The organism is Paenibacillus sp. EB106-06-01-XG199 (assembly GCF_058791575.1).
In genome coordinates, this window is sequence record NZ_JBYTDQ010000001.1 from 463,873 (window position 1) to 482,371 (window position 18,499).

Annotated in this window: 20 protein-coding genes; 17 read left to right on the plus strand and 3 right to left on the minus strand. The window is 49.3% G+C overall.

The features are described from left to right. Positions 1-180 precede the first annotated feature (180 nt). Positions 181-921: a hypothetical protein gene (locus AC3WT9_RS02390; protein WP_341378849.1), complete on the minus strand. Its 741-nt coding sequence runs from the start codon at positions 919-921 to the stop codon at positions 181-183. A 297-nt stretch (positions 922-1,218) separates the two neighbouring features. On the opposite strand from AC3WT9_RS02390, the gene AC3WT9_RS02395 reads away from it, so the two are divergent. Both AC3WT9_RS02395 and AC3WT9_RS02400 read left to right on the plus strand, forming a co-directional pair. Further along, complete coding sequence (locus AC3WT9_RS02395; protein ID WP_341093780.1) at positions 1,219-1,770, plus strand: TetR/AcrR family transcriptional regulator; 552 nt, start codon at positions 1,219-1,221, stop codon at positions 1,768-1,770. Next, a complete protein-coding gene (locus AC3WT9_RS02400) occupies positions 1,771-2,148 on the plus strand; it encodes a DMT family transporter (RefSeq protein ID WP_341093779.1) in 378 nt (125 codons plus the stop codon). A 414-nt stretch (positions 2,149-2,562) separates the two neighbouring features. Here the strand turns inward: AC3WT9_RS02400 and AC3WT9_RS02405 are convergent, their stop codons facing one another. Together AC3WT9_RS02405 and lexA are read right to left on the minus strand one after the other, a co-directional pair. Then, complete coding sequence (locus AC3WT9_RS02405; RefSeq protein WP_341093776.1) at positions 2,563-2,901, minus strand: L,D-transpeptidase; 339 nt, start codon at positions 2,899-2,901, stop codon at positions 2,563-2,565. Between the two features lie 175 nt (positions 2,902-3,076). Continuing rightward, on the minus strand, positions 3,077-3,703 hold the full coding sequence (lexA, locus tag AC3WT9_RS02410; RefSeq protein WP_038592979.1) for a transcriptional repressor LexA: 627 nt from the start codon (positions 3,701-3,703) through the stop codon (positions 3,077-3,079). Between the two features lie 292 nt (positions 3,704-3,995). Between lexA and AC3WT9_RS02415 the strand changes: the two genes are divergently transcribed. The 15 genes from AC3WT9_RS02415 (at position 3,996) to AC3WT9_RS02485 (ending at position 18,457) form a co-directional block, all read left to right on the plus strand. Then, on the plus strand, positions 3,996-4,409 hold the full coding sequence (locus tag AC3WT9_RS02415) for a LysM peptidoglycan-binding domain-containing protein (protein ID WP_341378848.1): 414 nt from the start codon (positions 3,996-3,998) through the stop codon (positions 4,407-4,409). Positions 4,410-4,519: 110 nt separating this feature from the next. Continuing rightward, a complete protein-coding gene (locus AC3WT9_RS02420) occupies positions 4,520-4,729 on the plus strand; it encodes a DUF896 domain-containing protein (RefSeq protein WP_038592973.1) in 210 nt (69 codons plus the stop codon). 50 nt (positions 4,730-4,779) lie between these two features. Next, on the plus strand, positions 4,780-5,307 hold the full coding sequence (locus AC3WT9_RS02425; protein ID WP_341378845.1) for a hypothetical protein: 528 nt from the start codon (positions 4,780-4,782) through the stop codon (positions 5,305-5,307). A gap of 35 nt (positions 5,308-5,342) precedes the next feature. Continuing rightward, the gene (locus AC3WT9_RS02430; RefSeq protein WP_341093772.1) at positions 5,343-6,128 is read left to right on the plus strand and encodes an HAD family hydrolase; all 786 of its coding nucleotides are present in this window, start codon (positions 5,343-5,345) and stop codon (positions 6,126-6,128) included. Positions 6,129-6,366: 238 nt separating this feature from the next. Beyond that, positions 6,367-6,789, plus strand: coding sequence for a FixH family protein (locus tag AC3WT9_RS02435; protein ID WP_341093770.1), 423 nt, complete (start codon positions 6,367-6,369; stop codon positions 6,787-6,789). A 179-nt stretch (positions 6,790-6,968) separates the two neighbouring features. Further along, positions 6,969-10,346 (plus strand): methionine synthase, encoded by a 3,378-nt coding sequence (metH, locus tag AC3WT9_RS02440; RefSeq protein WP_445935390.1) that lies wholly within the window; start codon positions 6,969-6,971, stop codon positions 10,344-10,346. 204 nt (positions 10,347-10,550) lie between these two features. Continuing rightward, positions 10,551-11,513, plus strand: a complete 963-nt coding sequence (gene rnz / locus AC3WT9_RS02445) for a ribonuclease Z (protein WP_341093767.1) — start codon at positions 10,551-10,553, stop codon at positions 11,511-11,513. A 249-nt stretch (positions 11,514-11,762) separates the two neighbouring features. Further along, positions 11,763-12,551, plus strand: coding sequence for an HAD-IIA family hydrolase (locus tag AC3WT9_RS02450; protein WP_341093765.1), 789 nt, complete (start codon positions 11,763-11,765; stop codon positions 12,549-12,551). Positions 12,552-12,598: 47 nt separating this feature from the next. Further along, the gene (locus tag AC3WT9_RS02455) at positions 12,599-13,414 is read left to right on the plus strand and encodes an Fpg/Nei family DNA glycosylase (RefSeq protein ID WP_341097697.1); all 816 of its coding nucleotides are present in this window, start codon (positions 12,599-12,601) and stop codon (positions 13,412-13,414) included. Further along, positions 13,404-14,267, plus strand: a complete 864-nt coding sequence (locus tag AC3WT9_RS02460) for a deoxyribonuclease IV (RefSeq protein WP_341093763.1) — start codon at positions 13,404-13,406, stop codon at positions 14,265-14,267. Before AC3WT9_RS02455 ends, AC3WT9_RS02460 begins: the two co-directional genes overlap by 11 nt. Continuing rightward, positions 14,264-14,608, plus strand: a complete 345-nt coding sequence (locus tag AC3WT9_RS02465; protein WP_341378842.1) for a cyclic-phosphate processing receiver domain-containing protein — start codon at positions 14,264-14,266, stop codon at positions 14,606-14,608. The genes AC3WT9_RS02460 and AC3WT9_RS02465 overlap by 4 nt, the downstream gene beginning before the upstream one ends. After that, entirely contained in the window at positions 14,605-14,937 is a 333-nt protein-coding gene (locus tag AC3WT9_RS02470; RefSeq protein ID WP_341093760.1) for a thioredoxin family protein, read from the plus strand. The genes AC3WT9_RS02465 and AC3WT9_RS02470 overlap by 4 nt, the downstream gene beginning before the upstream one ends. Continuing rightward, positions 14,938-15,714 carry an ABC transporter ATP-binding protein gene (locus tag AC3WT9_RS02475; protein ID WP_341093758.1) on the plus strand — a complete coding sequence of 259 codons (777 nt, stop codon included), beginning with the start codon at positions 14,938-14,940 and terminating at the stop codon, positions 15,712-15,714. 1 nt (position 15,715) lies between these two features. Then, positions 15,716-16,783 carry an SAM-dependent methyltransferase gene (locus tag AC3WT9_RS02480; RefSeq protein ID WP_341093757.1) on the plus strand — a complete coding sequence of 356 codons (1,068 nt, stop codon included), beginning with the start codon at positions 15,716-15,718 and terminating at the stop codon, positions 16,781-16,783. Positions 16,784-16,951: 168 nt separating this feature from the next. Beyond that, on the plus strand, positions 16,952-18,457 hold the full coding sequence (locus AC3WT9_RS02485) for a protein kinase domain-containing protein (RefSeq protein WP_341378841.1): 1,506 nt from the start codon (positions 16,952-16,954) through the stop codon (positions 18,455-18,457). Positions 18,458-18,499: the final 42 nt, after the last annotated feature.

Consider the following 18,499-nt stretch of genomic DNA (forward strand, 5'->3'; position numbering starts at 1 on the left):
AAATGAAACATTTTGCACAATATATCGAATTACGAAGAATGCAATAATGAACACGGAGGCGAAACCAAGTAAAAAGGAAACGATAGCTTTGTCTGAACGCGTGAGTTTACTCATTGCGGTCACTCCTAGTTAATATTTAGTAGATTATACAATTAATCGGTGTACATCACAAACTACTTATTAATTTACTTGGATGAACTGCTCAACGAATTGTTGCCGGTCTCTTTTGTTGAAGTGTGGATTGCTTACTTTCTCTCTCCATATCTCATTGGAAGCCAGTGTACTGAAGTCCACGTTATAAAATCGCTCGATTTCTCCTTGCGTGAGAGCTACGGAATAGATTTTCCCATCGTAGGGAATCACCATGTCAATCGAAGCAGCTCCGGGGAATTGCGCAAATAATCGGCTTGTTTCTTCCATGAGCAGTTTGTTTATTTGGTCGCCTGTAGAAAAGTAATCGATGTAATCTTCTTTTGTAATGCCGGAGGTTGGGTTCGCTTCTTTATATGCTTGGTAAGTCTCAAAAAAAGTAACCGTTATATTGTCTGTCCCGACGTTTACGTCTTTTATAAAAGTTTTACCTGTAAGATTGGCAGTAAAAGCCAGCACCTCGTCAGCAGATAAAGGTACTTGATCAGCAGACGTTGCTTGAGTGGCGTTGACAGTTCGTTCGGCTGAAGGTGAAAGGGGTGGGGCAGTTGTAGGTTCTGCTGTAGGCTTAGTCGTTGGTTTTGTTGCTGGAGATGGACTTGATTCAGTTGTTGGCTTGGCAGTAACCATCGGTGTTGCTAGCGCCGTAATCGAAGAAGTATGATCATCTGACTTGTCATCGTTCCCGAGGGTAACCAACCCTATGATGCCGGCGGCTACTAAGACCACCCAGAACCACCAAATTGTATAGAATGGTTTGTTCTTTTTCATCTTTTTCCTCCCGCCTGTAAGGTTGAATTCCTGTATAACTCTAGGATAGCCCATTCATTCACCTTACATAAGTATGGATAAGACATATGCGCGTAACCAAACTTAAAGAGAACGGCCAATAGCGGAACGAATAGCTGATCTTCAAACTATATGGTAGTTATTACCCATTTTGTGGGCATTGCAAGCGGATAGCGTATTCACAATATATTTTTGCTTGCGGAGTAGTCAGGTTATTTATACTTATATTGGTTTGACAAAAAACCGTCCAGACGGTACAGTTCAAATGGGGGTGATAAGGTGACTGTACATAACAACAGCTCTAAGAAAAAAATGATTTTGCAAGCGGCTTCCTCCATTGTTCGTGATCAAGGGGTGGAGCACTTAACTCTGGAAGCTGTGGCCAAAGCGGCCAACGTGAGCAAAGGCGGTTTACTGTATCACTTTCCTAACAAGGAACAACTGGTTTCCGGTATGGTGGATGAGCTGACCCGAAACTTTACGGAAGATGTTCAGAGCCGTGTAGAGCATGACCAGCGAGAAGCTGGTAAATGGAGCAGGGCGTACATTGAATCTACTTTTTATGGTTTTGGAGAAGGCAGTGACATGAACTCGGTGCTGGCAGCAGCTTTATTTACGAATCCAGGGTTGTTGACAAACATGCAGGAGAAATATGCTGAATGGCAACACAATTTTGAAAATGACGGTGTGGATCCACTTCGTGCAACCATTGCCCGACTGGTGACCGACGGACTCTGGTTTGCAGAAAAGTTTGGACTGGCACCGCCAGATCAGGAGTTAAAAGAACGCATTTACAAAGAATTGATGGACGGAGTAAAGGAGGAGAAGTAAGTGCCGTATCTGTTTTTGGCGATATCCATTGCCAGCGAACTTGTAGGAACTTCGATGCTCAAAGCATCGCAAGGATTCACCAAAATTATTCCTGTAATCGTAATGCTGATTAGTTTTATTTGCTCGTTCTTCTTTTTGTCGTTATCACTGAAGACTATTCCATTAAATACGGCCTATGCAATTTGGTCTGGAATCGGGGCGGTAGCTACAGTTCTTATCTCGGTACTGATCTGGAAAGAAAAAATAAATACAGGCAGCGTAATAGGAATAACCTTAATCGTCATTGGTGTGATTGTGCTGAATTTGCTGGGTCCCGGACATGGTTCCTCTGATGAGGCTGCCGAAACACAACAAACCAGCCTTTCCGATAGAGCCTAGGCCAAATCTGCTGAAATAAAGATCATATACAATTTGTTCCACCCAACAGTATAATGACGGAATAACTGTACCCTGCCAAAACGGTGGGGTATTTTCATATTTATGAACACAGGGGAGTGAGGAAAGTTGTCTATGCATCGTGAGATTTTTTTCCTTAATGGTATTGGCGTGTTTAGCGTATTGATGTGGCTCATATCGGTTGTAGCTTGTATTTACGCATTCGTACTGTTGGTTAAACTTGCCCGGAGAGGAATAATAGCTTTGGATTTGTACATATATGCTAAAAATCGTGAAATACGCGACCGGTATGAATCGGCAGACAGGAAGGACCCATATTAAGCACAATGAAAAACACCCTCGATCATTTTTTTGTGATCCTTAGGGTGTTTTTGCTTTTGTCTGATCACCATGCTGTTAATCCCTTATTGTAACCCGTGTTCCAATAGGCACGATTGCTGCAAGGGCCAGCACATCCTCATTGTACATGCGGATACAGCCATGGGAGACCATATGTCCGATGGAGGAAGGGTCATTCGTTCCATGAATGCCGTAATGTGGTTTGGATAGACCCATCCAGAATGCACCGAAGGGTCCGCCAGGCTTAGGCTGTTTGTTAATGATAGTGTATTCTCCCGCCGGTGTAACGGTAAGCATGGTGCCAATACCGACAGGGAACCCTCTGGTAACGATGTTATTGTCAAGCAAATAAAGCATGCGCTGCGACAAATCAACAATAATCCGATAATTAGGCATAGATTCAGCACTCCTTTGCTATCAGAATATGTGCGGAGTGCTGTTGCTGTTCGAAGGAATTGTTATATGGGATAAACAGAACAAATGTTCGTGATGAGTAAAATGACCATTTGAAAAGGGGAAAGGGCTGCTTCACTTTTTCAAGTGAAGCAGCCCTTAAATATGAACAAAAATATTAATGGATATCGCGGAAGAGACCGATAACTCGTCCCAAAATCGTAACGCGGTTAAGACGGAGGGGTTCATAAGCCGGATTCTCCGGCTGTAGACGAATGTGGTCACGTTCTTTGTAGAATGTCTTGACTGTAGCTTCGTCTTCTTCGGTCATGGCAACGACGATATCGCCGTTGTCAGCAGTCTGCTGCTGGCGGACGATTACATAGTCACCATTCATAATACCTGCTTCCACCATGCTGTCACCGAGAACGGAGAGCATAAATACCTTGTTATCTCCCACATAGTGGGAAGGTAGTGGGAAGTAATCTTCGATATTCTCCGTTGCGGTAATCGGCACCCCGGCGGTGACCTTACCTACGACAGGAATACGGGTAACCGTCTGTACGAATTGATGTACATTCTCGGAATCTTCCTGGCCGAGCAGCTCAATTGCACGCGGTTTCGTAGGGTCGCGGCGGATAAGGCCTTTCTTCTCAAGCCGGTCCAGATGGCCGTGCACTGTGGAGCTTGAGGCCAAGCCTACAGCTTCACCGATTTCCCGGACGGACGGAGGATAACCCTTGCTACGGACTTCGTTACGTATAAATTCCAGGATCGCCAGCTGACGACTCGAAATCTTTGACATCGGAATCAACCCCATATAGTATGTTTGGGAAAATTATAACATAGAACTTCCGTTCGTACAAACATAAGTTCTAACAATCTGAGATTAATAGTGGAAATAGTAGCCTTTTACCATATTAGTATCCAATAACGGTTTGAAAATGGCGGGAAAAGGCAATGCCGGTGCTGAAAACTGACACATTTATGGATACGGAAAAAAGCGAACAATTGTTCTAAAAAATCTATTGATCAAAACACATGTTCGTGTTATATTATTTTCGAAAGTAAGAACAAGTGTTTGGAGGACGATGACAATGTTAAAATACAGTACATACCGCAGCATCTACGAAGAGGCCGGTGAAGTTAATTCAACTAGAGGACAATCTGCTTCTAATCATATGAATGAAATGAAACAATCCGCCGCCGCTTTATTTTCGGAGATCATAGGACTATGCCGGAAAGAGTATCTGGTGAAGCTAATGCTGGTCTTTATGCTTGTTGTATCGGGATTTACAGTTGTTGGTAATGTTTTTGCGAGTTCAGCATCATTAGTGAAGCAGGAAAAGCGGGTAGTAGTTGAACGCGGAGACACGCTCTGGAGTATCGCCCTAAAGAACAAACCAGCGGGTATGAAGACGGTCGTATATATAGAAGGAATTAAAAAAACAAGCGGTTTGAAGAACGGGAACATTCAGGCTGGAGATATACTGACATTGCCTGTGTATTAACTTCATCATAAGCAGTATAGACTGACGTAAAGAGCTTTCAGGGGGGAGACCTTGACAAGCTCTTTTTCTCATGGCAAAGTTAGAATGAATTTATAGGGGAGGGGAAAGTATTGAATATTGACGAATTGGTCGCACGCATCAATGAACTGGCACGCAAACAGAAGAATGGCGGCCTGAGTGAAGAGGAATTGGCTGAACGGGCCAAGCTCCGCGAGATTTATCTGGGCAACATCCGCAGCAACTTCCGGGCCCAGCTCGACACTATTGAAATCGTGGATAATGATGAGCATGAACAAGGCAACAAGGGACTCAAACATTAGTCCAGTGTGTCTTTTTCATAGATATTACAGGATGACTAGGGGGAACTGACATGGCCCGTTCTTGGGAAAGAATGGTTCAACGCAACACACAGCAGATCAACAAGCAAAGAAAGAAGCAGGGCAAGGATTCCATTTATGTTTCTTCGTCAAAATCAGCTGCGAAAAATAGTGATATCTTTAAGGGCCGCAACATTGCATTTCCTGTTGTTCTAATGCTGCTTGGAATTATGTTCTGGGTGGTAGGCTCGATCGACGAGGCCAGAGGCAGCGGCATCCTTGCCAATTGGCTGGGCGTCGTTCTTTACTTTGCGCTGGCGGCACTTCTATTCTTCCGGCGTCCGTATCTGAAGGTTGAGCGCAACAGAGTGTCTACGATTAAGTATAACCGTGAACGCTGGCTGCAAGCTGGAGATATTGAGAAGATCACTTTGTCCCGTGGAGTGGTCGTGCTTAAATATAAGGGCAAGCGCAAACAGTGGATTTTCTCCAAGCTGATTAACCGCTATAACACTGAGGCCATGGGTGTACGCCTGGAGGAGTTCGGCAAAGCCAATAACATCGAAGTAGTACACGAGTAGGAAGATATAACAGCGTAGGGAGAGGGAGAAATCTAATGCCAATTACCGCCGTACTATTTGATCTTGACGATACATTGCTCTGGGATGAACGGAGTGTTGAAGAAGCCTTCCGCAATGCATGTGAAGCTGCAGGTGACTCCATTGATCCTAAAGAGCTTGAAGTTGCTGTTCGCAGGGAAGCCAGGAATCTTTATGAAACTTATGAGACGTTCCCTTTTACAAAGATGATCGGGATTAATCCTTATGAAGCACTTTGGTCCAATTTCTCAGCTGGAGAACAGCCGGAGTTCCGTAAGCTCCAACAGTTGGCTCCTGTATACCGTAAAGAATCGTGGCGGCGTGGTCTGGCCTCCCTCGGTGTCGAAGATGAGGTGCTTGCCGAAACGCTGGCAGACAGGTTTGCTGCCGAGCGCCGTAGCCTGCCGTACATGTATGAAGAGACGTTACAGGTGCTTGATGCACTACGTGGTAAGGTGAAACTACTGCTGCTTACGAATGGTTGCCCGTCACTGCAGCAGGAGAAGCTCGACGGAGTGCCTGAGCTTATCCCCTATTTTGATCATGTAGTTATCTCAGGCAGCTTTGGCAAAGGAAAACCGGACAAGGATATCTTCCTGCATGCTCTTTCGCTGCTGGATATAACCCCTGAACAAGGGATCATGGTCGGCGACAAACTCACGACGGATATTAAGGGCGGCTTGGCCGCTGGTCTGACTACTGTCTGGATCAACCGTACCGGCAAATTACCAAATCCTGAGATTCAGCCGGATTATAGAATCGGCCATCTCTCTGAGCTCCTCCCCCTGGTACAATCGCTATAGTGTAACCTTTGAGAAGCCGGTATCCCTAATGGGATGCTGGCTTTTTTGCGCTCAAACAAAGAGGTTGGCCAATTATAATAGGGAGATAATCCATCTGTATATGACTAACTTCACGAAAAAGGCGTGAAAGTTTAAGCAATCTTCTAAAATTGCGAATATGTTGTGTATAATAGTAAAAGAATGCAACCACAAGCTGGAAATATCATTATAAATTCTACCTTGGTCGGGAGGACTCCGGATGATAAAACCCAAGAAGCTGATTACTCTTTTTACGATTGTGACGATGTCAATGATTGTAAGCTGTTCAGGTAATAGTGGGAAATCAAGCCATATGCATGACGGATCAGAGCACTCTATGGAGCCGATTCACGTCGAACTGAGCTGGAATCCGGTGGACGTATCGGTAAATCAAAAGGTGGTTTTTGAGGCTGTGGTCTCCCAGGGGAGTGAAGCTGTGGATGATGCGAAGGCGGTGCTTTTTGAGATTGTGAATAAGAATAATGAAGAAGACAAGCAGGAGCTTGAAGGCAAGCTCTCCGGCAACGGTACATATAAAGCTGAGGCGATCCTGATGAAGGAAGGCAAATATGATGTGACTTCGCATGTAACAGCTAGAACACAGCACTCTATGCCGACTAAAGAACTTACAGTGCAGCCATAATGAAATAGAGATAGCGGCTGGCTATAAAGAAAAACTATTATGCAGAGTGGAAAGGAAGGCTTTTCGATTCCGCTTTATTCTGCTAAACTTACTCTAATGTTTTACTGGGGGGATATGAAGTGGCTAAATACACACTTGCTGAAAGCTTGCAGCAGCGGATACTGATTTTAGACGGAGCAATGGGCACGATGATTCAACAGGTGCCACTTACCGGAGAGGATTTTGGCGGGGATGAGCTGGATGGCTGTAATGAGATGCTTGTGCTCACCCGTCCGGAGGTTATACAGACTATTCATGAGCAATATCTTGAAGCAGGCGCAGATCTGATCGAGACGAATACCTTCGGCGCAACCTCGGTTGTGCTTGCCGAATACGATATCCCTCAGCGGGCCCGGGAGATTAACCTGGAAGCTGCGAGGCTGGCCAGAAATGCTGTTGAAAAGATTGAAACGCCCGATCACCCGCGTTACGTAATCGGGGCGATGGGCCCGACAACAAAAACGCTTTCGGTCACCGGAGGCGTAACATTCCAGGAGCTGGTGGATAGCTACGAGGAGCAGGCTATAGCGCTGATTGACGGCAAAGTGGATGCCCTGCTGCTGGAAACTTCCCAGGATACTTTGAATGTGAAAGCCGGAAGCATTGGGATCCGCAACGCCTTTGAGAAGGCAGGCATCACTTTGCCGGTCATGATCTCGGGTACTATCGAACCGATGGGCACGACGCTTGCTGGACAGAATATTGAGGCGTTCTATATCTCGCTGGAGCATCTGAAGCCGATCTCCATCGGGCTGAACTGTGCAACCGGACCCGAGTTTATGCGCGATCATATCCGGTCACTCTCGGCAATCTCTTCGGCAGCAGTTAGCTGCTATCCCAATGCCGGGCTGCCGGATGAGAACGGGAACTATCATGAGTCACCGGATTCACTTGCCCGCAAGCTGGCCGGTTTTGCCGAGAAGGGCTGGCTGAATATTGCCGGCGGGTGCTGCGGAACGACACCGGATCATATCCGGGCGATGGCTGAGACACTGGCAGCTTATCCGCCGCGCCAGCTGGAGGGATGTCATCCGCCCGCATTATCAGGCATTGAGCCTGTTTATGTTGAGAGTGACAACCGTCCTTATATGGTAGGTGAACGTACGAATGTACTCGGCTCACGGAAATTCAAGCGGCTGATCGTGGAAGGAAAATACGAGGAAGCCTCGGAGATTGCCCGGGCACAGGTCAAAAGTGGAGCTCAGGTCATTGACGTCTGCGTACAGGATCCGGACCGCGATGAGATCGAGGACATCAAGCTGTTTCTGGAGCTGGTAGTCAAAAAGGTGAAGGTTCCATTGATGATCGATACAACCGATCCCAAGGTTATTGATCTGGCGCTGCAATATTGCCAGGGTAAAGCGATTATTAACTCCATTAACCTTGAAGATGGTGAAGAAAAATTCGAACTGGTTACACCGCTGATTCATAAATACGGGGCTGCGATTGTCGTAGGCACGATTGACGAATCCGGACAGGCCATTAAAGCGGAAGACAAGCTGGAGGTTGCCAAACGCTCCTATGATCTGCTGGTGAACAAATATGGGCTGGCGGCAGAGGATCTGATATTTGATACACTGGTGTTCCCTGTTGGTACAGGGGATGAGCAGTATATCGGCTCTGCTAAAGAGACTATTGATGGCATCCGCATGATCAAGGAAGCCCTGCCTTCCGTGCATACGATACTGGGGATCAGTAACGTTTCTTTTGGACTGCCGGAAGCGGGCCGTGAGGTGCTGAACTCGGTCTTCCTGTATGAATGTACGAAGGCCGGACTGGATTATGCCATTGTGAATACGGAGAAGGTAGAGCGTTATGCTTCCATCCCGGAAGAAGAGCGTCATCTGGCTGAACAGCTGATTTACAATACGAATGATGAGACTCTGTCTGCCTTCGTTGCCGCCTTCCGTGAGAAAAAGGTTGAGAAGAAAGAGAAGATCTCCAATCTTTCGCTGGAGGAACGGCTCGCTTCCTATGTGGTTGAAGGAACGAAGGAAGGTTTGATACCTGACCTTAACGAAGCGCTGACCAAAAGTGGTCCATTGGAAATCATCAACGGGCCGCTTATGGCTGGAATGTCCGAGGTGGGGCGGTTATTTAACAACAATGAGCTGATTGTCGCTGAAGTGCTGCAAAGCGCTGAAGTGATGAAGGCCTCTGTCGGCCATCTGGAGCAGTTTATGCAGAAGGACGAGACATCGGTGAAAGGCAAGATTATGCTGGCCACCGTCAAAGGGGATGTCCATGATATCGGTAAGAATCTTGTGGAGATCATTCTCTCCAACAATGGTTACCAGATCGTTAATCTGGGTATAAAAGTACCACCTGAAAATATCATTGAGGCTTTCCGCCGGGAGAAGGCCGATGCAATCGGCCTGTCCGGCCTGCTCGTCAAGTCGGCGCAGCAGATGGTCCTGACTGCCCAGGATTTGCGCTCAGCAGGTATTGATGTGCCGATCATGGTAGGCGGTGCCGCGTTGACCCGTAAATTCACTAAAAATCGTATTCGGCCTGAATATGACGGCCTGGTACTGTACGCTAAAGATGCGATGGATGGTCTGGATATCGCTAACCGGCTGATGAATCCGCTGGAGCGGGCCAAGATCGAAGAAGAGGTCCGCCTTGAAGCGGAGGCGGCGGTTGCGGTGGCACCGCAGCAGGAGCTTCCGGTGCTGACCCGGGCCGTCCGGTCCAAGATTTCAGCAGATGCACCTGTATTTACTCCGCCGGACGTAGAGCGCCATGTGCTAAGGGGTTATCCGCTTGGTCATATCATTCCATATGTGAATATGCAGATGCTGCTGGGCCATCACCTGGGATTACGCGGTTCGGTGGAAGCACAGCTTGCCGCAGGGGATGCCCGCACCGTGGAATTGAAGGAGACAGTGGATGACATCCTGCATCACGCGATGCTGGAGGGCACCATTAAGCCTCATGCCATGTATCAATTTTTCCCGGCACAGTCCCGGGGCAACGATATACTGATCTATAACCCGCAGAACACTGCAGAGGTTCTGCATACCTTTACTTTCCCGCGGCAGAATGTCGAGCCTTTTCTCTGTCTTGCCGACTTCCTGAAGCCAGTGGAGAGCGGAATTATGGATTATGTCGGTTTCCTGGTCGTTACCGCCGGTCATGGTGTCCGTGAATTATCGACCGAACTGAAAGACAAGGGGGATTACCTCCGTTCTCATGCTTTGCAGGCAGTGGCGCTTGAGGTTGCTGAAGGGCTTGCTGAGCGTGTTCATCACATGATGCGGGATACCTGGGGCTTCCCGGACCCTGCAGATATGACGATGAAGCAGAGACATGGTGCGCGGTACCAAGGGATCCGCGTTTCCTTCGGATATCCGGCCTGCCCGGACCTGGAGGATCAAGGGCCGCTGTTCAAGCTGCTTATGCCGGAGGATATCGGTGTCCATCTTACCGAAGGCTTCATGATGGAGCCGGAAGCGTCGGTATCAGCGATGGTCTTCGCCCATCCAGAAGCGCAGTATTTCAACGTAGAGAAGCTGTAAGCTTCCCACTCCCCATGGACTGGTCTGAAGGTGAAATCCTTCTAAGCGGAACCTCCCGTAATCGGGAGGTTTTTTGCTGGGAACGAAGCTGGAGCGGAAGAAATGCAGAGAAAGATGATTTCGCATCGTAAAAGAGGTAGAATGCATTTCATAGGTGTAAGGAAGATGTTTTTGTCTTTACAGAAAAAAGAGAGGAGGATTATTATGGAGGTTTATTTTCTGGGCACTAATGCAGGTGTGCCGACCCTACAGCGCAATGTTACCTCAATTGCCCTAAGGCTGCTTGAGGAACGGCGCAGTTTCTGGATGTTTGACTGTGGAGAAGCCACTCAGCACCAGGTCTTGCGTTCTCCATTGCGACTGGGTAAGCTGGAGAAGCTGTTTATTACCCATCTGCACGGTGATCACCTGTTTGGCTTGCCGGGTCTGCTGTCGAGCCGCGGATATCAGGGTGGAACTGCTCCGCTAACTGTATATGGTCCACCGGGCCTGAAGGCTTTTCTGGATATTTCATTATCCGTCAGCCAGTCCCGTATTCCATATAAGCTTGATATTGTAGAGCATACCGGAGGTCTCGTGTTTGAAGACGACAGCTTTAAGGTGGAGGCTGGCCTGCTGGAGCACCGGATTGACAGCTATGGTTACAGGGTAACAGAGAAAGACAGTCCGGGGAGTCTCAATACCGAACTGCTCCGAAGCTATGGGTTGAAGCCGGGGCCGCTTTACGGCAAGCTGAAGAAAGGTGAAAATGTTATTACCGATGAAGGAACGCTTATTAGCGCTGCAGATGTGGTCAACGAGCCGAAAAAAGGACGCATCGTGACCATTCTGGGCGACACACGGCCTTGTAAGGGAAGTCTGCCGCTGGCACAGGGTGCTGATCTTATCGTCCATGAGGCAACCTTCGCCCATGACCTGGCGGATATGGCCTATCAATATCATCACAGCACTGCCCGGCAGGCGGCTATGCTTGCTCATGAAGCGGAAGGACGGGAACTGTTACTGACACACTTCAGCTCGCGTTATATCTCGCAGGAACAGCTTGCTCCACTGCTGGAAGAAGCGCAGGCGATCTTCCCGAATACACTGCTTGCAGAAGAGTTCTGCACCTTTCCGGTGTATCGGCGAAACTCCCTGAAGCCAGAGGGAAATGGCCCGGGGAATTAAATTATTTTCCGGGAAAGCGCAGGAAATGACACTGTACTGCCATAAAAAGACCAACAGGACAGCGGTTCGCTATCGTTCGACGATGTATGTTAAATTTTAAAGATTAGACTCGTTAAAACAGCACGAAGCAGTAGAGAAAATGCCGAACCGTTGCGGGTTTGTCTGCTATTGCTGTGGTTTATTTAATGTTAATTAATTGAGTGATTTATTAATTGCATTAATTAATATTCTGGGGATGGAGGGAGCGGTATGAAAGATATCGGAGGTTTGCTGATTGATCTTGACGGGACATTATTTCACGGAGGCATGATGATTCCCGGCGCTGACAGACTGATAGCAGGACTGCGCTCAGCGGGAATCCCCTTTCTGTTTGTAACAAACAATTCGTCACGGACAGCGGCGGCTGTCGCCGCACATCTGAACGGGATGGGCATTGAAGCTAAGGCGGAAGAGGTCTGCACTTCCTCAATGGCTGCAGCCCGTTATATTGCCGAGGAATCACCGAAGGCAAGGGTGGCGATACTTGGGGAAGAGGGATTGATTGAAGCTTGTACAGCTGCAGGATTGTCAATTGTGACGGAGAAACCGGAGTATGTGGTGCAAGGGATTTACCGTTCTTTTACATATGATTCACTGGCGCAGGCTTCCCGCTGGATTCAGGAAGGTGCGAAATTTGTGCTGACGAACCCGGATTTGATGCTGCCTTCCGATGATGGGATCATGCCGGGAGCGGGATCACTGGGGGCGGCGATCGAAGCCGCAAGCGGTGTGTCCCCTGTAGTCATCGGCAAACCGGAATCGCACCTGGTCACCTATGCAACGGCGCTGCTGGGAATTAAACCGGAGACGGCTGTAGTTGTCGGGGATAATATGCGGACTGACATTTCGGCCGGGGTAAAAGCCGGCTGCCGGACAATATTGGTGCTTACCGGCCTGACTACAGCGGACAATTATGAACATTATCAACAGATAACAGGCGTAACACCAGATGAAATTTATGCTGATTTAGCTGAATTTATGGTAAGGCTCGGTGTATAATGTCAATGTTGTGATTGCTTTACCAACCTAGAAGGGACGATGTGAATATGCCGGAACTGCCGGAAATGGAGAATTACCGAAAGCTGCTTAGCCAGCATCTTATAAATGTTCCAATCACGGGTGTAACTGTGAATAGAGAAAAAACAATAAATATGGACACTGAAGCCTTTGTCAATGCACTGGTAGGTGCGCGCATTGTGTTTGTAGAACGCCGTGCCAAGCATATTCTGTTCCACCTTCACGATGGCCGCAGGCTACTGCTGCATTTAATGCTCGGCGGATTGCTTTACTATGGAACAGAGGAAGAACGTCCGGATCGCAGTACACAGGTGGAATTGGCCTTTGGCGAGAACATCCTGTACTTTATGGGTCTGCGGCTCGGATACCTTCATCTGTTGTCGGTTAAGGAAAGCGAAGCGGCAATGGGCAAGCTGGGCCCTGAGCTTCTGGACCGCAGAATGACCGCGGAACGTTTCGCAGGACTACTGAAGGGACGCCGTGGCGCACTTAAGAGCCTGCTCGTGAACCAGCAGGTTATGGCCGGTATCGGCAACTGCTATGCCGATGAAATTGCTTTTGAGGCAAGGCTGCTGCCCTCGGTATTGGTTCAGAATCTATCGCCGGAGGCGATTACACGCTTGTATGAGAGTATCCGCAAGGTACTGGCGGAGGCAACGGAAATCGGCGGTTATATGGAGATGCCGTTTATGGCCGGCGATATAGTTACCGGCTCTTACAATGACCAGTGCAAGGTATATGACCGTGAGGGCGAACCATGCCTGCGCGGCGGGGGAACGATAATTAAGACGGAGCAATCCGGGCGTAAAGTGTTCTATTGCCCGGATTGCCAGCATGAAGAATAACCCCAAAATCGGGGCTCATGTCAGCATTCGCGGCGGATACGGGCGTGCGGCCCGGTTCGCCTGGGAGAGCGGTGCGGCATGTTTTCAATATTTTCCGAAGAATCCGCGCAGTCTGAAGCTGAAGCCGGTGGACAGGCGGGATGCCGAGGACTGCGCTGCCTTCTGCAGGGAGAAGGGAATCGTGTCTATCGCGCATACCCCTTACCCGACGAATATGGCGGCCGGTACCAAAGGTGCGGCTCCCCGTGAGATCATGGTAGCGTCGCTGTTGAATGATCTGGAAATCGCAGAGGCCTGCGGTTCGCTGGGGATAGTCGTGCATTTCGGACATTTTGCCGGAATAGAGCCGTTACAAGGCTATCAAAATATTATACAATGTATGAATGACACGCTGGTCGCCTGGAATGGCCGGACCAAACTGCTTATTGAGAATCAGGCCGGGAATCATGGCAATGAAGGCATGACGCTGGAAGAGCTGGTTAAGGTACGCGAGCTTAGCCGCTTTCCGGAGAAGATCGGATTTTGTTTTGATACCTGTCATGCTTTTGCATCGGGGATCTGGAATCCGCAGCATACGGAGGAACTGCTGGAACGGGGGGCTGCGCTGCATTACTGGCCGCATCTCGTTGCCGTACATCTGAATGATTCCCTTTATCCCTATGGGCTGCGCCGTGACAGGCACGCGCAAATCGGACAAGGCCATATTGGTGCAGAGAATCTGCGGAAGCTGCTGACCTCAGAGCCGTTTCGTCATCTGGCAGTTGCCTTGGAAACCGGAAAGGGGCCGGACGGCACCCACCGTCAGGAGATTGCTGCCGTGCTGGACTGGTATGAAGCGGAGGACAGACCGTGATAAATATTTATATGGATGATCTAAGAAAGCTGCCTACCGGCTTCACGCTGGCCCGGACAACGGAAGAATGTCTGCTGCTCTTGCGTGAATGCGAGGTCGGTATCCTGTCGCTGGATTATGACATGGGGCCGGAAGATTACAATGGGGCTGAAGTGGCCAGACGAATCGTGCTGGAAGGCTTGTATCCCCGGGAGATCTATCTGCATACCTCAAGTACAGCTGGCCGCAAAGAGATGTATGAGCTGTTGTATACTGCAAGACCTGAGGGAAGCGTATTGCATCATGGCCCGATCACAGCTGAGAAACTAGTGGGAATTGCTGCAGGAGCGGGATGCATATGACTGAAATTACTGAAATGGATCAATCCGGGCTGCTGGATTTGCTGAAGCAGGGGCGTGAACCACTTGTTGTTTTTCTGTATACCCCGCTTTGCGGGACCTGTAAGGCTGCCCGGCGGATGCTGGAGGTAGCGGCTCATCTGCTGCCCCAGGATTTGATAATGGCTGGCGGGAATGTGAACATGCTTCCGGAGCTCGTGAACCTCTACCGTATTTCAAGTGTCCCTGCACTGCTGGTGGTCCCGGCGGACCGCTGCTCTGAACCGGAGATTCATTATGCAGTGGGTTCTGTAGAACAAGTGCTGGAATACATAAGGAGAGTGACCTCATAAATGATATCTTTACAACATCTTACCCTTAGACGGGAGCAAAGCCAGATTCTTTACGATGTGTCGCTGGAAATGAAGCAAGGCGAAAACTGGGTTATTCTTGGACGGAACGGTTCCGGTAAAACAACGATTCTGGAGATGATGACTGGTTATTTGTTTCCAAGCAGCGGATCTGTTGAGGTTCTGGGCTATAAATACGGCCAGTGCGATCTGCGGGAAGTGCGCAAGGAAATCGGCTATATCGGCCCGTCACTGATGGAAAAGCTGTCGCTCACCGACCCTGTGTGGGAAGTGGTAGCTACCGGTGCTTATGCTTATCTGCGATTTTATCAGGCGATTCCACAATCTGTTCAGGATCAGGCGAAAAGGCTGCTTGAAGAGATGAATCTCGGAGAAATGGCCTATCATCCGTTTGGCACCTTGTCCCAAGGAGAACGCAAAAAGGCGATGCTGGCCCGCTGCCTGATGGCCGAGCCGAAGCTGCTGATTATGGATGAGCCCTGTGCCGGCCTTGATCTATACGAGCGGGAAAAAATGCTCGCCGAGATCGACAAGCTGAAGCAGCGTGATGTATCCGTAGTTTACGTTACACATCATGTGGAAGAGATTGTGCCGCTCTTTACTCATGTGGCGCTGATCCGTGACGGGAAGCTGGCAGGCTCCGGCCCCAAAGAAGAAGTATTAACCAAAGAAATGATCTTGGCTACTTTTGATATTCCCGTAGAAGTTGAATGGGATAGCGGTCGTCCCTGGATTAAAATCAGACCTGGAGGCAAATGATTTGAACGATAGTATACAAGAGAACGGTGAGCAGACAGCTGCTCCGGAAGAAAAGACCCTTTCACGTTATATCTGCACCGCCAATCACGGCTTTGCACCTTATGCCCAGGAAGAGCTCCGCCGCCTGTTCGGCGCGGTGAAGAGTACGCTGCTGCTGCCGGGTGAGATCTTCTTGGCGACACTGGAAGCGGAGCCGGAAGAGGTATCCAGCCTGCTGGCGCAGAATCTGCCGATCTTTCTGCGGCATATTCAACCCGTGCAGTTCCAGGATCAGGGCAACCCGTCTGGCCTGGAACGGCTTGTAGCCTATCTGAGCCGGCGCAAAGAATTGGAAGGCGGGAAGGTTTCGCTGCATGTGCGCAAAGGCGGAAGCTCCTTCTGGCAGGACAGTCCCGGCGAGCTTCGGGAATGGCTGCAGGAGCAGCTCGTGAGTCTGGGTGCGGAATTCACCGTACAGGAACCGGCGTGGGTGATATCTGTATATGCAGACGGAGAAGCGCTGTATGCCGGAGTGTCCCGGCCTGAGGACAACCTGTCCAGCTGGAACGGAGGAATGATCCGTTTCCGCAAGGAGGATGGACAAATTTCACGCGCGAAGTTTAAGCTGATGGAGGCGGAGAAGGAATTTGCCATTCCGTTCTCCAGCTTTCGCAATGCGGTCGATATTGGTGCTTCTCCGGGCGGCTGGACATCATTCCTGCTGGAACGCGGCCTCAAGGTGACGGCAGTTGACCCGGCACTGATGCATGAATCGCTGCGCAATCAGCCAGGACTGAAGATTCTGCGCAAAAATGCGGGTGAAGTGAAATTCCGCGAGAACGAGTTTGATCTGCTGGTCTGCGATATGAGCTGGAGCCCCAAGCTGATGGCGAAGCTGGTTACGGGGCTGCTGCACAGTCTCACGCCGGGTGGAACGGCGGTTGTTACAGTGAAGCTAATGCATAAGAAGCCACTGGCGATGATTAAGGAAATCATCAGTATGTTTGAAGGTGAACGGATGCAGATTCAGCGGGCGAAGCAGCTGTTTCATAACCGTGACGAGATTACACTGTATATGATCAAGTATTAAGTGAATCTTTGTTTAGGTAACAGCAGTAGTTCATTCCATAAATAATTTAGTTTTAGAGGGAAAGCATCCCGTTATCTACGCTTCCGGCGAATCGCCGGATTAAGCTGTATAACGGTGGCTCTCCCTCTTTTTTTGTTTGTATCAGGCTAGGACAAGGAGGAAATAAGGATGAATTATGAATCGAAGCTTGTAGTGGGGCAGCTTCTTGGAGACAGGTACCAAATCACTGCTTTAATCGGTACGGGCGGAATGAGTTATGTATATCTGGCGGAGGATATAAGGCTGGCTGGCAAACGCTGGGCCGTGAAGGAAAGCATGTGCTTTGAAGGCGAAGTGAATTACGGATCCGTTCTGGCGGAGGCAGATATGCTCATCTCGCTGAACCACAAGCTATTCCCGAGAGTTGCCGACTTCTACCCTCCGGATGAAGAAGGATATTGTTATCTGGTTATGGATTATATCGAAGGTGTGACCCTTAGCCAATATATGGACGGGCATCCTGTACCGATACAGACTGAACGGCTGATCAGCTATGTCAAACAGCTGCTGGAGGTATTGTGTTATTTGCACGGGCATCAACCGCCGATTATTTACCGTGATTTGAAGCCCTCCAATATTATGCTGACCGGATCGAATTCGCTGATGCTGATTGATTTTGGCATTGCCCGCAGCTACAGAAGCGGTGCAGGTGAAGATACCGAGAAGCTGGGGACCGTCGGCTTCGCCGCCCCGGAACAATACGGCAGCGGGCAGAGCGGGCCTTTCTCAGACCTCTATGGTTTGGGAGCGCTAATGTTGTATATGGCCTCTGCAGGTCAATACAGCCGCTGGCAACCGGGCATGGAGGCCAAGCTGCGCCGGGTAATTCCAGATAAGCTGATTCCTGTCATCAGACGTTTGCTGCGCCATCATCCCGAAGAAAGATATCAATGCGCCGAGGAGGTGCTGCGTGCGCTGGAGCCGATTGAAGCAGCGGTGGAGAATTACACATTCCGGGAGATGCAGGTTTCCGGTCCGGAGACGAAACGGGAAATGATCATTGTGGCGCTGCTCGGGACAGCTTCGGGCCTCGGCACGACACATACCTCTCTGGCAGTGGCCAGCAGCCTTTCCAGGAAGGGGATGACGGCCTGGGTGGATTTCAGCCCGGATTCATCCGTTTATGATCGTATCCGCAGCCTATTTGATTTTCCGGTGGCCGGGGGATTCCCCACCAGTAAAGTTCTTCCTCTGGAATGGAAAGAGCTGCATTTCTGGCAGCGTCCAGAACATGGGAATATGAAAGAAATACTGGAGAGGGGATATCAGTTTGTAGTACTCGACCTTGGAACAGGCGGTTATGAGGCTGCGTTTGAGGCGTTCACGGACAGCGAGGTTCCGATGCTGATTACATCGGGAGCTGAATGGAGACTGGAAGATACTCTTCACTGGCTGCGCCGCAACGGGCTTGTACCACAGCCGAAGTGGCGGATTTGTCTGCCGTTTGCCGGGAAATCAGCAGCACTGTTACTGGAATCTGCGCTCGGTATTGGGAGGGTATACAATTTGCCGCTCCAGCAGGATCCTTTTCAACGGAAAGGGAAGCTGCTGGAGGTTCTGGATGAACTGCTAAGTGAAAGCATGAAGAAGAAGAATTATGAAAAACGCTATGGTTTTTTTCAGAAAAGAACGTAAATGAATGGAATTATATTGCAATATATCTTTCCTTCAGTTAAA